General features: G+C 54.8%; 24 protein-coding genes and 1 tRNA gene. 10 read left to right on the top strand and 15 right to left on the bottom strand.

The features are described 5' to 3' along the window. A complete protein-coding gene (locus OVA03_RS02535) occupies positions 1–459 on the top strand; it encodes a COG3650 family protein (protein ID WP_267526638.1) in 459 nt (152 codons plus the stop codon). Positions 460–462: 3 nt separating this feature from the next. Here the strand turns inward: OVA03_RS02535 and queE are convergent, their stop codons facing one another. Both queE and queC read right to left on the bottom strand, forming a co-directional pair. Continuing rightward, on the bottom strand, positions 463–1,110 hold the full coding sequence (queE, locus tag OVA03_RS02530; RefSeq protein ID WP_267527767.1) for a 7-carboxy-7-deazaguanine synthase: 648 nt from the start codon (positions 1,108–1,110) through the stop codon (positions 463–465). Then, positions 1,103–1,828, bottom strand: coding sequence for a 7-cyano-7-deazaguanine synthase QueC (gene queC / locus OVA03_RS02525; protein ID WP_267526637.1), 726 nt, complete (start codon positions 1,826–1,828; stop codon positions 1,103–1,105). Before queC ends, queE begins: the two co-directional genes overlap by 8 nt. Before the next feature lie 165 nt (positions 1,829–1,993). On the opposite strand from queC, the gene OVA03_RS02520 reads away from it, so the two are divergent. From OVA03_RS02520 to OVA03_RS02505, 4 genes are all read left to right on the top strand, one after another. Further along, on the top strand, positions 1,994–2,455 hold the full coding sequence (locus OVA03_RS02520) for a PaaI family thioesterase (RefSeq protein ID WP_267526636.1): 462 nt from the start codon (positions 1,994–1,996) through the stop codon (positions 2,453–2,455). Next, positions 2,452–2,859 (top strand): PaaI family thioesterase, encoded by a 408-nt coding sequence (locus tag OVA03_RS02515; RefSeq protein WP_267526635.1) that lies wholly within the window; start codon positions 2,452–2,454, stop codon positions 2,857–2,859. The genes OVA03_RS02520 and OVA03_RS02515 overlap by 4 nt, the downstream gene beginning before the upstream one ends. A gap of 68 nt (positions 2,860–2,927) precedes the next feature. Next, on the top strand, positions 2,928–3,380 hold the full coding sequence (locus OVA03_RS02510) for a hypothetical protein (protein ID WP_267526634.1): 453 nt from the start codon (positions 2,928–2,930) through the stop codon (positions 3,378–3,380). A gap of 48 nt (positions 3,381–3,428) precedes the next feature. Continuing rightward, positions 3,429–4,064, top strand: coding sequence for a S24 family peptidase (locus OVA03_RS02505; RefSeq protein ID WP_267526633.1), 636 nt, complete (start codon positions 3,429–3,431; stop codon positions 4,062–4,064). Positions 4,065–4,146: 82 nt separating this feature from the next. On the opposite strand, the gene OVA03_RS02500 is transcribed toward OVA03_RS02505, so the two are convergent. Beyond that, positions 4,147–5,814, bottom strand: a complete 1,668-nt coding sequence (locus OVA03_RS02500; RefSeq protein ID WP_267526632.1) for a lysine--tRNA ligase — start codon at positions 5,812–5,814, stop codon at positions 4,147–4,149. 163 nt (positions 5,815–5,977) lie between these two features. Between OVA03_RS02500 and OVA03_RS02495 the strand changes: the two genes are divergently transcribed. The 3 genes from OVA03_RS02495 (at position 5,978) to OVA03_RS02485 (ending at position 9,299) form a co-directional block, all read left to right on the top strand. Continuing rightward, positions 5,978–6,439 (top strand): MerR family DNA-binding transcriptional regulator, encoded by a 462-nt coding sequence (locus OVA03_RS02495; RefSeq protein WP_324291022.1) that lies wholly within the window; start codon positions 5,978–5,980, stop codon positions 6,437–6,439. Between the two features lie 46 nt (positions 6,440–6,485). Continuing rightward, the gene (locus OVA03_RS02490) at positions 6,486–8,282 is read left to right on the top strand and encodes an acyl-CoA dehydrogenase C-terminal domain-containing protein (RefSeq protein ID WP_267526631.1); all 1,797 of its coding nucleotides are present in this window, start codon (positions 6,486–6,488) and stop codon (positions 8,280–8,282) included. A gap of 156 nt (positions 8,283–8,438) precedes the next feature. Continuing rightward, positions 8,439–9,299 carry a hypothetical protein gene (locus OVA03_RS02485; RefSeq protein WP_267526630.1) on the top strand — a complete coding sequence of 287 codons (861 nt, stop codon included), beginning with the start codon at positions 8,439–8,441 and terminating at the stop codon, positions 9,297–9,299. 51 nt (positions 9,300–9,350) lie between these two features. Here OVA03_RS02485 and OVA03_RS02480 read toward each other — a convergent pair. From OVA03_RS02480 to OVA03_RS02450, 7 genes are all read right to left on the bottom strand, one after another. Next, a tRNA-Pro gene (locus OVA03_RS02480) sits at positions 9,351–9,427 on the bottom strand. Between the two features lie 71 nt (positions 9,428–9,498). Beyond that, positions 9,499–9,960, bottom strand: coding sequence for a MerR family transcriptional regulator (locus OVA03_RS02475; protein WP_267526629.1), 462 nt, complete (start codon positions 9,958–9,960; stop codon positions 9,499–9,501). A gap of 6 nt (positions 9,961–9,966) precedes the next feature. After that, positions 9,967–10,284, bottom strand: a complete 318-nt coding sequence (locus OVA03_RS02470) for an integration host factor subunit alpha (protein ID WP_189487943.1) — start codon at positions 10,282–10,284, stop codon at positions 9,967–9,969. Positions 10,285–10,443: 159 nt separating this feature from the next. Continuing rightward, complete coding sequence (locus OVA03_RS02465) at positions 10,444–11,424, bottom strand: beta-ketoacyl-ACP synthase III (RefSeq protein WP_267527765.1); 981 nt, start codon at positions 11,422–11,424, stop codon at positions 10,444–10,446. Positions 11,425–11,426: 2 nt separating this feature from the next. Next, positions 11,427–12,518: a phosphate acyltransferase PlsX gene (gene plsX / locus OVA03_RS02460; RefSeq protein ID WP_420710516.1), complete on the bottom strand. Its 1,092-nt coding sequence runs from the start codon at positions 12,516–12,518 to the stop codon at positions 11,427–11,429. 179 nt (positions 12,519–12,697) lie between these two features. Then, on the bottom strand, positions 12,698–13,255 hold the full coding sequence (locus OVA03_RS02455) for a YceD family protein (RefSeq protein WP_267526628.1): 558 nt from the start codon (positions 13,253–13,255) through the stop codon (positions 12,698–12,700). Positions 13,256–13,315: 60 nt separating this feature from the next. Continuing rightward, entirely contained in the window at positions 13,316–13,807 is a 492-nt protein-coding gene (locus OVA03_RS02450; RefSeq protein ID WP_267526627.1) for a ubiquinol-cytochrome C chaperone family protein, read from the bottom strand. 195 nt (positions 13,808–14,002) lie between these two features. On the opposite strand from OVA03_RS02450, the gene OVA03_RS02445 reads away from it, so the two are divergent. Both OVA03_RS02445 and OVA03_RS02440 read left to right on the top strand, forming a co-directional pair. Then, positions 14,003–14,497 carry an outer membrane protein assembly factor BamE gene (locus OVA03_RS02445; RefSeq protein WP_267526626.1) on the top strand — a complete coding sequence of 165 codons (495 nt, stop codon included), beginning with the start codon at positions 14,003–14,005 and terminating at the stop codon, positions 14,495–14,497. Positions 14,498–14,639: 142 nt separating this feature from the next. Continuing rightward, positions 14,640–15,044 (top strand): winged helix-turn-helix transcriptional regulator, encoded by a 405-nt coding sequence (locus tag OVA03_RS02440; RefSeq protein ID WP_267526625.1) that lies wholly within the window; start codon positions 14,640–14,642, stop codon positions 15,042–15,044. Between the two features lie 33 nt (positions 15,045–15,077). Here OVA03_RS02440 and OVA03_RS02435 read toward each other — a convergent pair whose 3' ends face one another. The 5 genes from OVA03_RS02435 to OVA03_RS02415 form a co-directional block, all read right to left on the bottom strand. Further along, positions 15,078–17,264, bottom strand: a complete 2,187-nt coding sequence (locus OVA03_RS02435; protein WP_267526624.1) for a sodium-translocating pyrophosphatase — start codon at positions 17,262–17,264, stop codon at positions 15,078–15,080. A gap of 279 nt (positions 17,265–17,543) precedes the next feature. Further along, a complete protein-coding gene (locus tag OVA03_RS02430; RefSeq protein ID WP_267526623.1) occupies positions 17,544–17,975 on the bottom strand; it encodes a hypothetical protein in 432 nt (143 codons plus the stop codon). 38 nt (positions 17,976–18,013) lie between these two features. Further along, positions 18,014–18,979, bottom strand: a complete 966-nt coding sequence (gene thiL, locus OVA03_RS02425) for a thiamine-phosphate kinase (RefSeq protein WP_267526622.1) — start codon at positions 18,977–18,979, stop codon at positions 18,014–18,016. Beyond that, positions 18,976–19,500 (bottom strand): transcription antitermination factor NusB, encoded by a 525-nt coding sequence (nusB, locus tag OVA03_RS02420; RefSeq protein WP_189487928.1) that lies wholly within the window; start codon positions 19,498–19,500, stop codon positions 18,976–18,978. Before nusB ends, thiL begins: the two co-directional genes overlap by 4 nt. Further along, positions 19,493–19,966, bottom strand: a complete 474-nt coding sequence (locus tag OVA03_RS02415; protein WP_189487926.1) for a 6,7-dimethyl-8-ribityllumazine synthase — start codon at positions 19,964–19,966, stop codon at positions 19,493–19,495. Before OVA03_RS02415 ends, nusB begins: the two co-directional genes overlap by 8 nt. Positions 19,967–19,975 lie beyond the last annotated feature (9 nt).

The raw sequence follows: 19,975 nt of genomic DNA, 5'->3' as shown, positions 1-19,975 counted from the left end.
ATGCGACATATGGGTTACTTAGCCATCGCTCTCATATGTTTGACCGCCTGCTCACCCGCCAGTACCGACACCGCGCCTGCGGAAGACAATTCTGAACCGGCATCAGCGCCCGCTAAGGTCAGCGCGCTACCGGCCCACAGCCTAAATGGCGTCGACCTTGACCAGCCCTTGACCCTTCTGGGCACCGAACCGTTTTGGAGCGTCACGGCCTCCCCTTCGGGTATTGTTTTCAAACGTCCGGATGAAGCCGAAATCACTCTATCCGCCGCCCCCTTCACAGTCATGGCGGATACGGCTGAACTGCGCCATGATGAACTGACGATGACCTTGACCGCAGCAACTTGCTCGGACGGCATGAGCGACCGCGCCTACCCCTTGACCGCTCAGGTCACCTATAAGGGTAAGGTCATGCAGGGCTGTGCCGCCCCAACGGCAGATTTGCAACTCAATCGCCCTTAAAGGTTATCGGATACCCGTCATTTTATGGGTTTGAAGGCTAAGCCGCCACTTAGGATGCTTCAGGCAATAGGCGATCACAGCCTGCGTATTAGCCATTTGCTCAGCCTTGTCGGCCCCCAAATTATCTTTGGGTTGCAGGTAAAAGCGCTCAAAATCTAACCCCGAAAAATCTTCCGGATCGACGCCCGCCTGCGGGTAAACCAGTTTCAGTTCCTGCCCTGACATTTGTTTCAGGGCATTTTGCGCCTTAGGACTTATGCACAACCAGTCGATGCCGTTGGGTGCGACGATCGTACCGTTAGATTCCACCGCAATAAAATATCCCGCGGCTTTGACTGCGGAAACTAAGGCCGCATCCAGTTGCAGCAGTGGCTCTCCGCCCGTAAACACCACGGACTTCTCCGACCGTGGCAAATCCCCCCAAAACCGGTCCAGCGCCTCGACGACATCAGCCGCGGTCGTAAATTTACCGCCGCCCTCGCCGCCAGTCCCTATGAAATCTGTATCGCAAAAATTACACAGCGCTTTGTGGCGATCCTCTTCACGACCGCTCCACAGGTTGCAGCCGGCAAAGCGCGCAAACACCGCCACCCGCCCGGCCTGACCGCCCTCGCCCTGTAGCGTCAGGAATATTTCCTTGAAGCTATACATGGCCGGATCGCCATTGCTCAAAGCCCGTCGCTCGCAGTTCGCACGCCGGACAGGTGCCGCAGCCATAGCCCCAGGCGTGGCGCTCACCACGCTCCCCCAGATAGCAGGTATGGGTTTCTTCCAGCACCAGATCGACAAGCACATCACCGCCCAGATCGTGCGTCATGGCCCAGGTCTGCGCCTTGGTGAGATACATCAGCGGCGTATCGATGCGGTAGGGCCGTTCAATACCCAGATTGAGCACGTTTTCCATCGCCTCCAGCGTATTTTTGCGGCAGTCAGGATAACCGGAGAAATCCGTCTCACACATACCCCCGACCAGATGGTCAATCCCGCGTCGGTCCGCCACCGCCGCAGCATAAACAAAGAACACCAGATTACGCCCCGGTACGAAGGAATTGGGCAGTCCGCGCGCTGACATTTTGATTTCCTGTACCCGCGTCAGCGACGATTCGGCCACGGCCCCAAAGCCCTTAAGATCAACCACATGGTCTTCACCCAAACGACTGGCCGCCGGAAAAACATCACGGATTTTATTAAGAACATTCAGCCGCGTGGTCATTTCGATATCATGACGCTGCCCGTAATCGAAGCCAACGGTCTCAACGCGGGCAAAATGCGTCAAGGCCCACGCCAGACAGGCTGTTGAGTCCTGACCGCCGGAAAACAGGACTAAGGCCGATTGATCGGCGGCGATGCTTTCCAGTTCCTGAGACATACCCTTTTTACCTTCATGGATACATATGACACGATCGGCCTTTAACAGCCGCCAGATTGGGTTTGGCAAGTCTTTTTATCAAATCAAGCGCGCTTATGTTTGACCTTAACGTCAACATCGCTCAGAATTCATATAAACGCCTATTGGCTCATTCCAGGTCAGCTCATGCCCCCACAGGAAGATCAACCCTCATCTTTTTCAGATATGTTCGCCAGCATAGTGGACAGCACGCCCTATATGCGCGCTTTGGGGGCCTATTATGCGGGTAAATCGTCAGACGGGGTCAGTATGGGCCTGCCCTATCGTGCTGATCTCATCGGCGACCCCGAATCGGGCGTTCTGGCCGGTGGCGCCTTAACGGCCATGCTGGATCATGGCTGCGGCATGGCCGTCTGGGACAGTCTCAATGAATTTAAACCCATAGCCACGCTGGATCTGCGCATCGACTACATGCGTGCAGCCAAACCGGGTAAAGATATGATCGTAACCGCGAAATGCTACAAACTGACGCGCACCATGGGGTTCGTGCGCGCCTTTGCCTATGATGAGACCATAGATGATCCGGTAGCCGCCGCTCAGGCTGCCTTTGTCATCACGTCTAACTCCCCTAAAGGGCAGAGATCATGAGCCATCGCGATCTGCCTGAAAACATACTGGAGCAGATACCTTTCGCCCGATTTTTAGGCGTTAAGATGGAACTGGCCGGAAACGAGCTGACGCTAAAACTGCCCTATGAAGATCGGCTTATTGGCAACCCTGTTTTGCCAGCCCTGCACGGCGGTGTAATTGGTGCCTTCATGGAAATGACGGCCATGGCGCAACTGGCGTTCAGTGAAAATTTCACGCACATGCCTAAGCCCATCAATGTCACCGTGCAGTATCTGCGCAGTGGCAAGGCTACGGATACATTTGCCCGTGCGCGACTGAACCGGGTTGGCCGCACGATAGCCAATGTCGACGTCATTGCCTGGCAGGACAATAAAGAGATGCCTATCGCCACTCTGCAAAGTCATTTTTTATTAAAGGGGTAAATCACACCTGAATATGGCGCTTATGCCCAGAATCAGGATGAACTTAGCCATTCGTGAAGGGGGACACGATGCCTGAAACTTTTTCAGCACGTTTAGGAACGATTATCATCTTGGCGGTATGCTGTCTGGCGATTGGGTTTGGCTCGAACAAAGAGCGAACCGGAGGCGCCATATATCTTCCGGCTTGCGGTCTGGTTCTGGTCACACAGCAGTTTTTTCCTGCGGGATTAAGTTACACGCTCATCACACTGGACGTTATATGTCTGATAGCCTTTATAATGTTGTCCTGGAAATCTGCGCACCCCTGGCCCGTCTGGGCCTGCTTTTGCCAGGCCATCATCGTGACCCTGCATATCGCCTACGCCAACCCATCGCCACCAGCCAATTCCGCGGCCAGTCAATGGGCTTATTACACCGTCAGGGCCGCTTCGGGGTACGGTGTGCTTACGGCCTTACTGATAGGAACTTTGTCCGCCATTCGCATCAAAATCGCGATTAAGAGACAAAATTCCCATATTTAGGTTGACATTCCTAACCTCAAAACTAAAATCGGCATATTGAGGTTACCGATGTCATTGTCACACGCACATATCTGGGCGGCCATTGACGCCCTCGCCGAAAGGATGATGACGACGCCCTCTGGCCTTGCGCGTATGGCAGGTCTTGACCCCACCAGCTTCAATAAATCCAAACGCCTGTCGACCGAGCAACCCCCGAGACCGCGCTGGCCATCTACCGAGAGCCTGTCGAAACTCCTGAGCGCCACAGGTATAAAGTTTTCAGAATTTGCGCTGCTGGCCGAAGGGCGCTCCAAAGGTCAGGGTATCCCACTCATTGGGATGGCGCAGGCCGGAAGCGACGGCCTGTTTGATGATCTGGGCTACCCCTTGGGTCAGGGCTGGGACGAAATCAACTTCCCCGAAGACCATACCGGCCTTTATGCGCTCGAAATCTCAGGCGATTCCATGCTGCCACTTTACCGCGATGGAGACCGGATTCTGGTCGATCCGCATGCCGGTTCATCCTTGCGGCGCGGCGACCGGGTGGTCGTGAAAACCACTGAGGGCGAAGTCATGGCCAAGGAACTAGTACGGGAAACCAGCCTGTCCGTGGAACTCCGCTCCTTAAACCCAAGCTTTCCCAACCGGACAATTGAGCGATCCCAAATCGTCTGGATCGCCCGCATCGTCTGGGCCAGTCAGTAAGGGGGGAGCTCAAATAGCAAAGCGGTAGCGCAAAAATATGCCCTAACCCGGAGCCTGCGGACGCGACGCAAACACACTACCTCTATACCAACTCGCCGTTAATGCCCTGATCCAGCAAGGCGATGGTGCGCTCTAACCCGAAAATAGCGACAAACGACCCAAAGCGCGGCCCCTGGGATTGCCCTAGCAGAACTTCATACAGCGCCTGAAACCATGCCCGTAACGGCTCAAATTCGTGCGCTTTTCCAACCTCAAAGACAAGCCCCTGAATGATCTCGGCATCGCGCGTTTCTGGATCTAGAGCCACAAAACGCGCCCGCAAATCTTTAAGCGCCGCCAGCTCTTTTTCATCCGCCAAACGGAAGGTTTTAGCAGGCTTTACGAAGTCCTCAAAATAGTTGAGTGCATAGCCGGCCAGACGATCAAGCAGCGGCTCAGTCTCCGGCGTAGCCCCTGGGATATAGGCGCGCAGGAAACCCCACAGTGTCTCTTTGTCTGACGCATTGGCGGCCGACACCAAATTAAGCATCAGTCCAAAGGTGATCGGCATAGCCTTTTGCGGCACCGCGCGACGGTGAACGTACCAGACCGGGTTTTCAATCTGCTTTTCAGCTTCCTGCTTCGGGTAAGCCTCGAGCTGTTGCAGATACTCATCCGTCGCGCGCGGTATGACGTCAAAATAAAGCTTCTTGGCCGACTTGGGCGACTGGAACATGTAATAGGCCAAGGATTCCGGCGCGCCATAGCGCAGCCAGTCTTCCATAGTCAGACCGTTGCCTTTGGACTTCGAAATCTTCTGACCGGCTTCATCGAGAAACAGCTCGTAATTGAACCCTTCGGGCGGCACACCGTCCAGGACCTTGCATATCTGGGAGGAGACCTTAACCGAATCGATCAGGTCCTTACCGGCCATTTCGTAGTCAACCCCAAGGGCCGCCCATCGCATCGCCCAATCAGGCTTCCATTGCATCTTGACATGACCGCCGGTAACCGGGATTTCAAAACGCTCACCATCTTCTTCAAACACAATCGTGCCCTTAGTCACATTGCGCTCTAATGTCGGCACCTGAAGCACGTTTCCGGTCTTAGGCGACACAGGCAGAAAGCAGCTATAGGTCGCCCGGCGATCCGGCCCGAGCGTCGGCAGCATGACCGCCTGAATCCGGTCAAACCGTTCCAGCGCCAGCAGCAGCTTTTCGTCGAACATCCCACCTTTGTAGCACTCGGTTGAGGACATGAATTCGTACTCAAAACCGAAGCCGTCAAGGAAAGCGCGCAAACGGGCATTATTATGCGCCCCAAAGCTCGGGTGCGTGCCGAACGGATCGCGCACCACGGTCAAGGGCTTATTGAGGTCTTCGCGCAAAATCTCAGAATTCGGGATACCGTCCGGCACCTTACGCAAGCCGTCCATGTCGTCCGAAAACGCAATCAGCCGCGTGCGCCATGCGCCATCGGTCAGGGCCTCAAAGGCCTGACGCACCATGGTCGTGCGCGCCACTTCGCCAAAGGTGCCGATATGCGGCAACCCCGACGGCCCATAGCCGGTTTCAAATATGACCGCACGACCCAAGCCCTCAAAGGTTTTGAGCGCTTCATCGGTTTTGCCCGCCTGAATGAGTTCCAGCGCCCGTTTCTGATCCCCGGCATCCATCAGACACATCTTAAGAACACGCATCAGGGTCGCCCTGGCCTGTTCAAAGGGCCATGCACGGCCCGCGTGTGCGAGGATCGATAACGGTTGGGACATAATCTTAGTATATTCCATAAACAAAAACGGGTCTTGAAACAAAAACGGGTCTTGGCTTTAAGCCGCCCACACACAGGCGTCAAATACTAATGACGTAATCCCGTTTACCCCCTACTGACCACGCGTCAACAAAGCTTTGAGATCATCTTGACGGCTCCCAAAAATGGGCATACATCTTGACGTTAACGTCAATGTAAACAAAAGATCGATGGAAACGCTGCATACGCTTGATAATGGTGAAAAACCACGCACCTATTCCATTCGCCAGTTGTCGAAGGAATTCGACGTCACCGCCCGCGCCCTTAGATTTTATGAGGATAAGGGCCTGATATCGCCTGAGCGCAAGGGACAGACTCGCATCTATTCCGCCCGCGACCGGGCGCGCCTTCAGCTCATCCTGCGTGGCAAGAGGCTGGGCTTTTCTCTTGTGGAAATTCATGAAATTCTGGATCTCTACACGCCCAAAGACCGCGGCGCTCAGCAAATAAAGGCGACCTTAGCCAAGTACCGCGTTCAGATTGAAACACTCAAGCGTCAGCGTGAGGATCTGGAAGGTGCCATTCACGATATGCAAAACGGTTGCGCGTGGATGGAAGACGAATTGAAAAAACTCGAAAATAAATAACCCCGCGGCCGACATTAAGGACCGCGCTATCTACAGGCAGATGATCATGGCTTACACGGCACCCGTACGCGACTATCAGTTTCTGTTCGATAAGGTTTTCAAGATAGATGGCCTTACTAATCTGGCTGGATTTGGGGACGCCAGTCTCGATACCGTCATGCAAATACTGGATGAAGCGGCTAAGTTCGCGCAGGATGTGGTCGCGCCGCTCAACGCCCCCGGCGATAAACAAGGCTGCGTCCTCAATGCCGACCATAGCGTCACAGCCCCCGATGGTTATAAAGAGGCTTATCAGGCCCTGATCGAAGCGGGTTGGACATCGCTTTCCGGGTCGCCAGAATACGGTGGTCAGGGGTTGCCGCACTTCGTCAACATGGCTTTTTCTGAGTTTCTAACCGGCGCCAGTTCGGCCTTTGCCATGTATCCCGGCCTGACCGAAGGCGCGATTGCCGCCCTCACCGCCGGCGGCACGGACGCACAGAAAGCCCTTTACCTGCCCAAGCTGATCTCCGGGGAATGGTCCGGCACCATGAACCTGACTGAACCCCATTGCGGGACCGATCTGGGCCTTTTGCGCACCAAGGCCAAGGACAAGGGCGACGGCACCTACGCCATCATCGGCCAGAAAATCTGGATCAGCGCCGGTGAACATGATTTCACGGGTAATATCTGCCATCTGGTGCTGGCCCGCGCCGAAGGTGCTCCCGAAGGCGTCAAGGGCATCTCGCTGTTTCTGGTGCCCAAGTTTATCCCCGATGCGGACGGCAATCCGGGTGAGCGCAACAGCCTGCACTGCGCCGGTCTTGAACATAAGATGGGCATTCACGGCAATTCGACCTGCGTGATGGTCTATGAAGAGGCGACCGGTTGGCTGCTCGGCAACCTGCATGAGGGTCTGAAAATCATGTTTTACATGATGAACAATGCCCGCTTAGGCGTGGGCCTGCAAGGGCTGGCGATCGGTCATGCATCTTACGTCGCCGCCGCTGAATTTGCCAAGGATCGTCTGCAAGGCCGCGCTCTCACCGGGCCAAAGTCACCGGATAAACCTGCCGACAGCATATTGGTGCACCCCGATGTGCGCCGGATGCTGCTGGAGAGCCGCAGCATTCTTGAATCTGGCCGCGCCTTCATCGCCTGGGTAGCGCTGCAAGCCGATCTCGCCCATGCGGCCGAGGATGAAAAAACCCGTGAAAAAGCCAGCGACTATATGGCACTCCTCACACCCGTGGTTAAGGGCTATCTGACCGAAAAAGGCCTGAAGGTTACGCAAGATTCCATGCAGGTGCATGGCGGATCCGGCTTTACCGAGCACTTCCCGGCATCGCAATATATGCGCGATGTCCGCATCACCCTCATCTACGAAGGCACAAACGGTATTCAGGCGCTTGATCTGGTCGGACGCAAGCTGCCGTCCAAAGGTGGTCGCTCTATCATGAGCTTCTTTGCTGAAATCGACGCCTATGTTGCCGAACATGAAACCGGCCCAAAAACCAGTAAGACGCCTGAATTTGTCGCGGCCCTGAAAGCCACCAAGGCCAAGCTCCAGGATGCCACCATGTGGCTGATGCAAAACGGCATGACCAATCCTGATAATGCCGCGGCGGCCTCTATGGATTATCTGTGCCTGTTCGGTCTGACCTGCCTGAATTACATGTGGGCCATGATGGCTGAGGCGGCCCAAACTGAGATCGATGCAGGCTCTGATGATCCCTATTATGACGCCAAACTTAAGGTTGGGCGCGTCTTCCTTGAGCGCGTCTTGCCGGAAGCCGATTCGCATCTATTGAAACTGAAGAGCGGTTCAGAAGCCCTGATGGCTCTGTCTGATGATCAATTTTAGCCGATTTAGGGACATTTACGCATCACAAACCCGTAAACCGGGTATCGCTACCTGAAAAAAGGGTTAACAAACCCGAACACCCTGCGTTAACTATCGCAACGCACGAAATAGCCATGTGTTTAGCGGCAGCTATGGGGTGTTTTTCAGGAGGGCAATATGAAGTTACCGGTTATAACCGGCATTGGTGTGTGTGCGGCTTTAAGTCTATGGGCATCAACGCACGCGCTGGCTCAGACCGCAGCCGATGCTCGTCAATTTCTGGCGTCGCCTGAATACCGGTTGCATAATAACCCTTCGATCACCTACGACGATGTTCTGGTCAAAAAAGCGCGTACCTTGATCAGTCAGCGCCAGTATAAGGCTGCGCTGAAGATCGTTGATGAACTCGATACTTTTGATGGCTTTGATACGGCCCGCATCAACTATGTGCCTGATATCGCGATCCTGGCTTTAGCGTCTGATAATGTCGATCAGTATAGTTTTTTCCGCATTCTGGCATTGGATGCGGCCCGAGTCTCCACCAGCAAAACGGTATGTAAGCAGGATCCGTACTACCATCTGCAATCGGAAAGTGACGTCGCGTTTGAACGTCCCGAAGACATCACGACGCGCATCTGCTCCAGCAGCCTGACCGCCAATAAGATTGTCTCTCTGACGCCTGAGTTTGAAGCCAAGATGGCCTTTATAACGCAAACGCCGTCAGGTCCGCGCCCCTATATCGCCGAAGCCTCACTGGCATCTGGGACGGCACCTACCGAAGCCGCCGGGCCGCAAATCATGGTGATGTCCGTCACCGCCTTGGAGCCCGCGCCACAGCAAGCTCAGAAAGCTACGGCTGAGGCGTCCAATAGCCCTGAAGTGGTTGCCCTGCCTGCAGCGCCACAGCCCTACTCCGTGCTTTATACAGCACCAGCCCCGGATACGACACCGACTAGCGAAGCCAACCCCAAACGTAAAACGCAGTGGGTTATCCCGGCTAAAGACGGTGAAGCCGAAAAACCCTATCGGCCACGATAATATTACCCGGAAACAGTAAAAGGCCGCTCTTGATAGAGCGGCCTTTTAAAATGGTCGGAGCGACAGGATTCGAACCTGCGACCCCTTGACCCCCAGTCAAGTGCGCTACCAGGCTGCGCCACGCTCCGAAGACTGCGGCTTATAGAGAGACAAACCCGATACCGCAATCCCTTTAATAACAATTTCTGTGGGTGCGGAATTATTTCCCCAGCACAGCGCCAAGCCCCGCCTTCGCCGCCTCAAGGCCCGCCAAAACCCGGCTTAGTTCAGCGCGCGACGCCTCGGTCAGCAGGCCTTCTGCATGTACTACGTCTCCGGCTGAGGCTACCGACGAAATCGCACTTAACTCAGATTCAGAGTGATCCACCGGATAATCCGCGAAATCGTCACCAGCCGCGGCCAGAATCGCTTTTTGTCCTTGATCCTTATAGAGCTTTTGCACCCCGCGAATGGTGTAGCCCCGATCATGCAGCAGCGCCTTAATGCCTTGAAGCAGCACTATATCCTGAGGTCGATAGAACCGACGGCCACCCGCACGCTTAGTTGGGCGCACAAAGGTGAACTTCGTCTCCCAAAACCGCAGAACATGCTGCTGAACCCCAAGGGCGTCAGCCGTCTCAGAAATGGTGCGAAATGCGTGAGGGCCTTTAGTCGTCGACACTGTGGCTTATTTCCCCGACAGGGCTTTCGCAGCCCCGGCGTCCACACGCGCTTTCATGATTTGCGATGCCCGAAAGCTGATCACCCGGCGCGGATCGATAGGTGCCGATTTGCCAGTCTTTGGGTTACGCCCAACGCGCGCGTTTTTGTCGCGAACCTGAAACACGCCAAAGCCGGACAATTTAACGGTTTCGCCCTTTTCAAGAGACTCAATCACCAGATCGAGTGTGCGCTCAACGATCGAAGCACATTCCTGACGCGGAAGGCCAAGTTCGTTATGTACGTCTTCAAAAAGTTCTGCGCGTGTCAGAGTTTGATTTTTCATGCGTTTTAATCCCGCCAGAGGTGAGCAGAGAACGATACCAGAATGTCAATCGGTAACCATAAGGGCCCAAGCCTCTACATTACGCAAATTCCGCATGCCGTCAAAGACTTATAAAGGACGGATGATCAAAAACATGAGAGATACACGATTTTACCGGCCTCAGAGCCGGATCGCGGCGGCCGCCCACGTCAATCCACCGCCCAAGGCCTCGATCAGCACCAGATCACCGGGCTTCACGCGACCGTCACGCACCCCTTCCCACCACGCCAGAGGAATAGACGCGGCTGAGGTATTGGCATGGGTCGCCACTGTCGAAATCACCTTATGCTCATCAAGGCCAAGCCGGTCAGCCACGCCCTTGAGGATGCGCTGATTGGCCTGATGGGGGATGAACCAGTCAATATCGGCTATGGAGATGTTCGATTTTTGAACCGCAGATTCTACGGCCTGAGAGATTTTATGGACCGCATGCTTAAAGACCTGATTGCCCTGCATACGGATCTTGCCCGCCCGGAAATCAGAATCGAATAAGCCACCATCGACATATAACAAATCCGTTTTCGTACCGTCGCATTGCAAATCGAAGCCCAAAATTCCGCGATCCTGCGGCGTCCCCTCGCCTTCGACCGGCTCAAGGATCACCGCGCCAGCCCCATCCCCGAACAGAATACAGGTGCCGCGGTCAGTATAGTCAATAATACGGCTCATGACTTCGGCACCAATAACCAGCGCACATTTGGAAAGCCCACGCGCCACAAAACCGTCAGCAACGCTTAAGGCATAGACAAATCCGGAGCACACGGCCTGCACATCAAACGCCGCCCCCGCAGGTACACCCAGTTTGCGCTGAACCACCGATGCCGTTGACGGAAAGGTCATGTCGGGAGTCGTGGTCGCAACGATGATCAGATCAATCTGATCCGCAGACTTCCCCGCCGCCTCCAACGCGACCTTAGCCGCTTCGACGGCCAGATCGCTGGTAACCTGATTGTCGGCAGCCTTATGGCGCTGAGCAATGCCGGTACGCTCACGTATCCACGCATCGGACGTATCGACCATGCGGGTGAAATCATCATTAGTGAGGATATGTTCCGGCAGATAGCCGCCAACGCCGGTGACGGCCGTTCTCAAAATACGCATATTCACGAAACTTTTGTCCCTTCAACCGCCAGACCGGCTTCCGGCGCGACGACCTTATGTTTGCCGGATGCCACCGCTTTGTCGGCATCTCCTGATGGCATGGCTTCAGACAGATGAGCCAAAGCCGTCCTGATATCATCCTCATAGGATGACGCCGCCAGCGATATGGCCACACTCACCGCATTTGAAAACGCCCAGGCTTCTGCTCCGCCATGGCTTTTGATCACGATCCCTTTCAGGCCCAGCAGCGGCCCGCCGTTGGATGCGCCCGGATCGACGCGCGTGGCCATGACCTTAAGCGCGGATGATGCCAACAACGCCCCAAACATGGCAAAGGGCGATGATTTAAACGCATCGCGCAATAGGCTTTTGATAAAACGGGCGGCCCCTTCGGCGGTTTTAAGAGCAATATTGCCGGTAAAACCATCGGTCACGACCACATCGACTTTACCGCTAAACAGGTCATCGCCTTCAACAAAGCCATAATAGTTCAGACCAAAACCGCCTTCACGCAAAAGGCGGTGGGCTTCGCGCACCTCTTCGTGGCCTTTTACATCTTCTGAGCCGACATTGAGAATACCGATTTTAGGGTTTTGCACGCCGCGTACCGCCCGGTGGAAGGCTGCGCCCATAATGGCGAACTCAATCAATTGGTGCGCGTCAGACGTTACATTGGCGCCGACATCCAAAACCGTGCCCATGCCACCGGTATTGGGCCAGCCGCAGGCAATGGCGGGACGCTCCAGATCCTCAGCCATCATTTTCAGAATCATACGCGACATGGCCATCAGGGCACCGGTATTCCCGGCCGAGACTATGGCGCGCGCCTCTTTGGTCTTGACCGACGTTATCGCGTTGAAAAGGCTCGTGCCCTTACGGCGGATAGCCTGAGCGGGCTTTTCATCCATGGCAATGGATTGATCTGTGTGAACGATGGTGGCCATGGCCTTAAGCTCAGGGTGGCGCTCCAGCTCAGGTCGGATTTGCGCTTCATCGCCGTGCAGCAGGAAGTGGAGATTGTGCGTTCCAGCTTCGCGTTTCAGGGCTTGCGCCGCCCCCGGAACCGTCACACGCGGGCCATGATCCCCCCCCATCGCGTCAATGGCTATGACCAATTTCCCGTTTGAGGTGGCCGCGACTGTGTCAGACTTGCTTGTCAAAGGACCAAAGACCCCGTCAGTATGGTGCGAACACGTATATGCGTGTTCAAAAATCGGTGCAAACTAGCGTGCATACAAAACTATGCAAGCGCAACTTCACTCATCAGATTCGCTTAATCGAACTTCAGGCGCGATAAGGCCGCAAAGGGCGAAGGTTCCGGCTCCGCAGCGGGCTCTTCAAAGATCGCACCAGGCTTGCGGGCAAACGGATCATAAGCTTCCCCCAGCGCCTCGATGATATAAAGCCCCAGATCGATACGGCCATTTTCGATAAGATCAGGCTCATCCAGATCATTGGCAGACAATTCCTGTTCACCGGTTGCCTGCGCAGACTTGGAATAGGTTTCAGCCTTGACGCAATCGACCTCAAGCCTGGAGGAAATTTCATGAGTAAAGGGCTCGAGCGTCGCCCCACACTCCTGCGTCACTTCACCGGATAACTCGACCCGTATGTGTACAGTCTCAGTGTGATCATGAGATGGCTTACCGTGCGTATGGACAGTGACCTTAAGGCTGATCAGATCAATCATTCCAAAAGCCGCCTGCACACGGGCACGCCGGGCCTCATCAGCTTCGAGACTGAGGTCCAACCCTTTGAAAGCGTTATCAAAGGCAACCGGATGGCTCCACAAAAGATCGTCATTTTCGGGATGGGCATCTGCCATGTTCATACTCCACGCACCTGGCTTATTAGAATCACACCCAGGGGTTTTACAGGTTCGTTATTAGCCCTAGTTTAAGGGCGGCCACGCACTTTTACCATGCAACAGGTCTGATAACGACAGGGATTTTAAAGCCTTGTCGACATATTCGGCAAAATCTTTAGCTTTATCAGTATGAACTGCTCCCGCGGGCACCTCATCGTCCGCATAGACTGTCCGTAAAATATAATCCGTCATCTGCTCCAAAGACGCACCCGACGTCAGCAGATCATCCCAGCCTTTGATACGGGCATAAACAACCTTGCCCAAAGCCTTCATTTTTTTAGCCACGCTAAGGTCCCCGACGCCCTGCTCGCGCATGGTATCGTCAAGCCCGCGCAGCAGAGAGTCAAACAACGACTGAGCCGTTTCTTTAGCCTGTTCATGGTGGGGATCAGTCACCGGTCGTTTCAGTACCTGCAAAGCCAGAATCACATGCAGACACAATAACTCAAACCGGGCGCCGATTTCGTCCTTAACGCCGTACTCAACATAAAAAGGCACCTGCCTTGATTGCGACACACACTGCCCATAAAGACTCTGACCGACGACAACGGCAGGCCGTGGCTTGAAATTTGCGAACATCGCCAAAAGTTTTTGCAACATGAGTATGGTTTGCCGTAAGATTTCGATATAAGGACAGGTGAAAGCCCCTGTGTGGGCGAAAGACCTAAACTTTAAGCGCCACAAGGTCAAACAGGTTCAACACGGGTATCCATGATTACGTTCAAACGCCTCATTCCTTTTGTTGCCCTTGCCGGAATTATGGCAGGCACATTGACGGCCTGCGCGCCTACCATATCCCGTCAGGGCTATCTGGTGTCAGATGTTGATCCCTCCAAGGACATCAAGGTTGGCGAAGACACCCAAACTTCCGTGCGCACCAAACTGGGGTCACCATCTCTGACGGCATCGTTTGAACCCGGAATCTGGTACTATATCGACCAGACCTCGCGCAAAATGACCTACAAAAAGTCGGAAGTGACCAACCGCAAAGTAACGGTTATTGAATTCGACAAATCCTCACAGGTCGTCAAGGACGTAAAAACCCTGACCCTGGCTGATGGACGCGCCGTTGATTTCAATCAGGCCAAGACCCCTACCCGTGGCCGCGAACTGACAGCGCTTGAACAAATCCTTGGCAACGTCGGTCGTCAGACCATTACGAACGAGGAAGATTCCAACCCCGGCGGTCAGCGTCGTCGCGAATAGGTCGCGTTTCCGCCTGAAACGGGTCTGCTTCGGGCGAACAGGCAATAAAAACAACTTACAAGCAATCCAGCTTTACGGCCTCCACGTATAAGCTCATATCTGTGCGCCTTGTTTGTTGCGTACCGAGTAGGAGGCCGCATAAATGGCGCGATTGAGTGAGATGCCGGAAACCCACGATTGTGTGGCAATGCGAGACCTGCTTGACAGACTGGGCGACCGCTGGAGCCTCTATATAATCCTGACACTCAAAGATCGTCCCAAACGCTTCAGCGAGCTTAAGCGCGAAGTCGAGGGGATATCCCAGCGGATGCTGTCATTAGTGCTGCGCGCCCTGGAACGCGACGGCTTTGTCGTTCACAACAGTCACCGCCATGGCTTTGCCGATTATGAACTTACGCCATTAGGCCTGTCGCTGATCCAGCCCGTGAATACGTTATGGGCTTGGGCTATCAATACGCGCAACGAAGTCCTGAACGCGCGCAGGCGTTTCGATAAGGCTCCCGAAGACCGCCCCCCCGAAGAACGTCCCATCGAATCAGCAAAGTAAAAAGGCTCCGCCTTGAGCGGAGCCTTTTCTCGTTTAACCTGCGTGCGCCAAAACCGCCAGCATGAGCAAGGCCACGATATTGGTGATCTTGATCATCGGGTTAATGGCCGGGCCGGATGTATCCTTATAGGGGTCGCCGACCGTATCCCCGGTCACCGAGGCCTTATGAGCCTCGGAGCCTTTAAGATGCTTGACGCCGTCCTTATCGACAAAGCCGTCCTCGAACGATTTCTTGGCATTGTCCCAGGCACCGCCGCCTGACGTCATCGAAATGGCCACGAATAGACCCGTAACGATGACACCGAGCAGCATGGCCCCTAATGCCTCAAAGGCCGGGACCGCCCCACCGATTTGGTAGACCACGAAAAACAGCACAATTGGCGACAATACCGGCAACAATGACGGCACGACCATTTCACGGATTGCCGCCTTGGTCAGCATATCCACAGCCCGACCATAGTCAGGCTTGACCGTGCCCTGCATGATGCCCGGATTTTCCCGGAACTGACGACGCACTTCTTCAACCACACTTTGCGCCGCACGACCGACTGCCGTCATGCCCATGCCCGCAAACAGGTACGGCAAAAGCCCACCAATCAGCAACCCAATCACGACCCAGGGACTGGATAGAGAGAATGTCAGTTCGCCTAAGCCCTCAAAGAAGGATCCCGGCGCCGCATTGGCGCTGAAATATTGCAGATCGGACGTATAGGCCGCAAACAGAACCAGCGCCCCCAACCCGGCCGAACCAATCGCATAGCCCTTGGTAACAGCCTTAGTGGTGTTGCCGACCGCATCCAGAGCATCGGTGGTATGGCGCACGTCTTTATCGAGGCCCGCCATCTCCGCAATCCCGCCCGCATTATCAGTCACTGGGCCGAACGCATCAAGCGCGACGATCATGCCCGCCAAGGCCAGCATCGTGGTCGTGGCAATGGCAATACCGAATAATCCGGCCAGCAGGTAACAACTGATAATCCCGAAGACAATGATGAGCGCCGGTATCGCGGTTGATTCCATCGATACCGCCAGCCCTTGAATAACATTGGTGCCGTGCCCGGTGACCGAAGCCTGAGCAATGGAAACCACAGGCCGCTTACCGGTGCCGGTATAATATTCCGTCACCACAATGAAGCCCGCCGTAACCGCAAGCCCGACAAGCCCACAATAAAACAGCGTCGTGCCGGTAAAAGCCTGAGGCGCACCGGCATAATTAATAGGCGTATCAAAGCCGATAAAATAATGCACAACCGCAGCCAGTGCCGCCACCGATAGCACGCCGGTCACAATCAAGCCCTTATAGAGGGCATTCATAATGTGATTATCCTTGCCCAGCTTGACGAAAAACGTGCCCGCAATTGAGGTCAGGATACAGGCCCCGCAGATCACCAGCGGAAGTACCATCATGCGATCAACCCACGGTGTGCCGGCAAAGAATATAGCCGCCAGCACCATCGTTGCCACCACGGTCACGGCATAGGTTTCAAACAGATCCGCCGCCATGCCTGCGCAGTCGCCGACATTATCGCCGACATTATCGGCAATAGTCGCCGGGTTACGGGGGTCATCTTCGGGGATGCCCGCCTCAACCTTACCGACCATATCCCCCCCGACATCAGCGCCTTTGGTGAAGATGCCACCGCCCAGCCGCGCAAAGATCGAAATCAGCGAAGCGCCAAATCCAAGGGCGACCAGAGCATCGATGACGTCCCGGCTGGTGCCGTCAAGACCGATACCGACGGTCAGCACAGCATAGTATCCAGTCACCGCCAAAAGGGCACCGCCCGCCACGAACAGTCCCGTAATAGCCCCGGCACTGAAGGCCAGATCGAGACCCTTTTGCAGGCTTTGCGACGCGGCCTGAGCGGTGCGGACATTGGCGCGCACCGATATCAGCATACCGGCAAAGCCTGCCGCACCAGACAGAACCGCACCGACCAGAAATCCGATCGCCGCCAGATTGCTTAAAAACACCCACGCCAAAACAAAAATGACCACGCCGACTAAGGCAATGGTCGTATATTGACGCTTGAGATAGGCCTCGGCCCCTTCCTGAATGGCGGCGGCGATCGCCCTCATCGCGGGCGATCCCTGATCGGCTTTCATTAGCCCAAAGGTCTGCACCACACCGAACAGCAACGCCACAACACCTGTTGCCAGCACCAGACCAATGGTGGCACCTATATCCGGCCCAGCCACGCTTACCAACTCTGTTGTCATTGATAACCCCTGTATTGCACTTGTTTTAATTATGAGCGGCAAACGGATCGGGATTCGCTTGCCTTTATTGGCATTTGATAGTGTTCAGATAACGTGAAACGCCCCCAACACCTTTCAAAGTGTGCCAAAACTTAACAATACATGCAAGATCAAGGGATTAATTATGCCATTTAAGTGATATGACACCTGATCACTCAGATGAATATTGTGCGACGCAACCATGATTGAGGCTATCACAGGACCATAAAAAACCGATCACAAGAATCGGCTTTTAGCGCTCTAGCGGCGGCGGCGTTTCGGATTTTGATCTAAAATTTCAATGCTCTGGATCATACCTGCGCCCGACACCTGACTGAATTCGCCGATCATGACCTTTTTGAAGCGCGCCTCATCCAGAGTATCGCTTTTATCTGGCAGTGCAAAAGAGGTCTTATAGGCCGCCTGCATAAGCTGGTTACGGAAATAAGGTTCTTTCTCGCGCAACTTGTTGACATCAGCCTTGGCGGTGAGGTTCAGCCGCACCGTCAGAAAGATATAGTTCACCACCGCCTGATTTTCAAAAACCGGTATGGCCACCGGCGCCAGACGCACATAAGGATCACCAGCCTCGGCGTCCTCTTTTTTAGGCGCACCCGCAGCATAAGACTCACCCGCCGAAAGCGATATGGCCGTAATAAAAGCTATAAACGTAAATTTATGAAAAGCTGACATGACGGACATTACATCCGATAATCATTGAAATTTGGTGATCAGCTATGCACCCAGCCGGTGTTTTCCATCTCAACAGGTTTACCGTCTGACAGTACGGTGACCTGCCCCTGACTTCTGGCCGGGTAACATTCGCCGATATCGACAAAACCCGCTTCACAGAGGGCTTTGGCGCGCTCCCCCGACGCTGTGCATAAAATCTGATAGTCATCGCCACCACTGATCAGATCCAGCACACTGGCACCTAATGCCATGGCTGCCCGCGCCGCTCGTGACGTCGGCACCCGATTGAGATCGATATGAATATCGACCCGCGATGCCTGAGCGATATGAGCCGCATCAGCCACCAAACCATCCGAAACATCCATTGAGGCGTGTGCATTGCCCCTTACCACGTCCGCCATATCAAGACGCGGCTGAGGCAATTGATAAGCATCAACCAATTCAGATTTAAATTCCGCCGCAAGCTGCGGATATTCCCCCATCAAGACTTTCAGGCCCAGATAGCCCTGACCGATGGGGCCGCTAACCAGCAGTCGATCACCGGCTTTCACGCCGGCGCGCGCCACAGTCTGCCCCTTCGCTATGTGGCCAAACAGCGTTACACTGACCATCAACGGCCCCGGCGTCGAAACCGTATCACCGCCGAAAAGCGCTACATTGAACTGCGCCTGATCAGCCTTAAGGCCTTTGGCAAAGGTTTGCTTAGCTTCAAACGGCAAACTGCGTGGCCACGCTGTCAATAATTGATAACCGTAAGGCTTTGCACCCTTGGCTGCCAGATCAGACAGGTTTACCCGTAACAGTTTTTGCGCGACCTTATCCAGCGGATCCGTGCTTAAAAAATGCACCCCCTCGACCATAGCGTCGGTGGTAACCACCAGATCGTGTGTATTGTCGGAGGGCAAAACCGCCACATCATCCCGTAATCCGCGTGCCTCAGACGTCAGGCCCGCAAGGGGCCTGAACAATCTATCGATCACGCTGAATTCGGAATTGTCCGTCATCTGACGTCGCGCGCTATGCCATCAAGCGCGCCATTGACGAATTTCGCTTCGGTTTCACCGAAAAATGCCTTGGCGATTTCGACATATTCGTTGATGACGACTTCCTTACCGATGTCTTTGCGGAAACCAAGCTCCCACGCCCCGGAGCGCAGAATGGCCCGCAGAGTCGTGTCGATACGATCCAGCCGCCACCCCGCCGCCAGACGCTCCGCGATATTACGATCAATAGTTGATTGCTCTTTGACAACAGTGCGAAGGCCATCGGAAAAGAAATCGATGTCGCCCTCACCCAGAGGCTCGCCTTCCAGATCACCATCGAACCTGAAATCAGAGAACTCCCGAACTATGGTCTCAACGCCCTGCCCGGTCAGCTCCATCTGGTAGAGCGCCTGCACTAGAACCAGTCGCGCCACAGTACGCGCCTGCTTGTCGCGGGCACTTAGGGTTTTGCCCTTAACTTCGGGTGTGTTGAGGTGCTCCATGACCTCCTTAAGACTTTGCGGCTTAGGGGACTCAGTCATGAACACCACCACCCAGCAAGGATTTGCGCAGCGAAATCATATCAAGACAAACCTTGGCCACCGTGCCGCCCTTATCGCCTTCGGAACGCCGTGCCCGCACCCAGGCCTGATCTTCGTCTTCGACCGTCAGAATACCGTAACCAATCGCCAGACGCTGGTTCATCGACAGATCCATCAGGCCACGGGCCGATTCCGTGCAGACATAATCATAGTGGGTGGTGTCCCCGCGAATGACGCAGCCCAGAGCCACATAACCATCGTAATAACGGCCCGTTGGACGATGCGCGGCATCTTCGGCCATGGCGATCGCCGCCGGCACCTCAAACGCCCCCGGCACCGTCACCACATCGTACTCAGCCCCATAGGCTTCGAGCGCGGATTTGGCTCCGGCTAGAAGCTCATCAGAAATATCATCATAAAACCGGCTTTCGACGATCAGGATGCGCAAGGGTTGTTCTTGTGACAATAGATATTC

Source organism: Asticcacaulis sp. SL142 (assembly GCF_026625745.1).
Taxonomy (GTDB): Bacteria; Pseudomonadota; Alphaproteobacteria; order Caulobacterales; family Caulobacteraceae; genus Asticcacaulis.
Note: the sequence above shows the minus strand (reverse complement) of the source record. Positions and strands in the feature narration are given on the sequence as shown.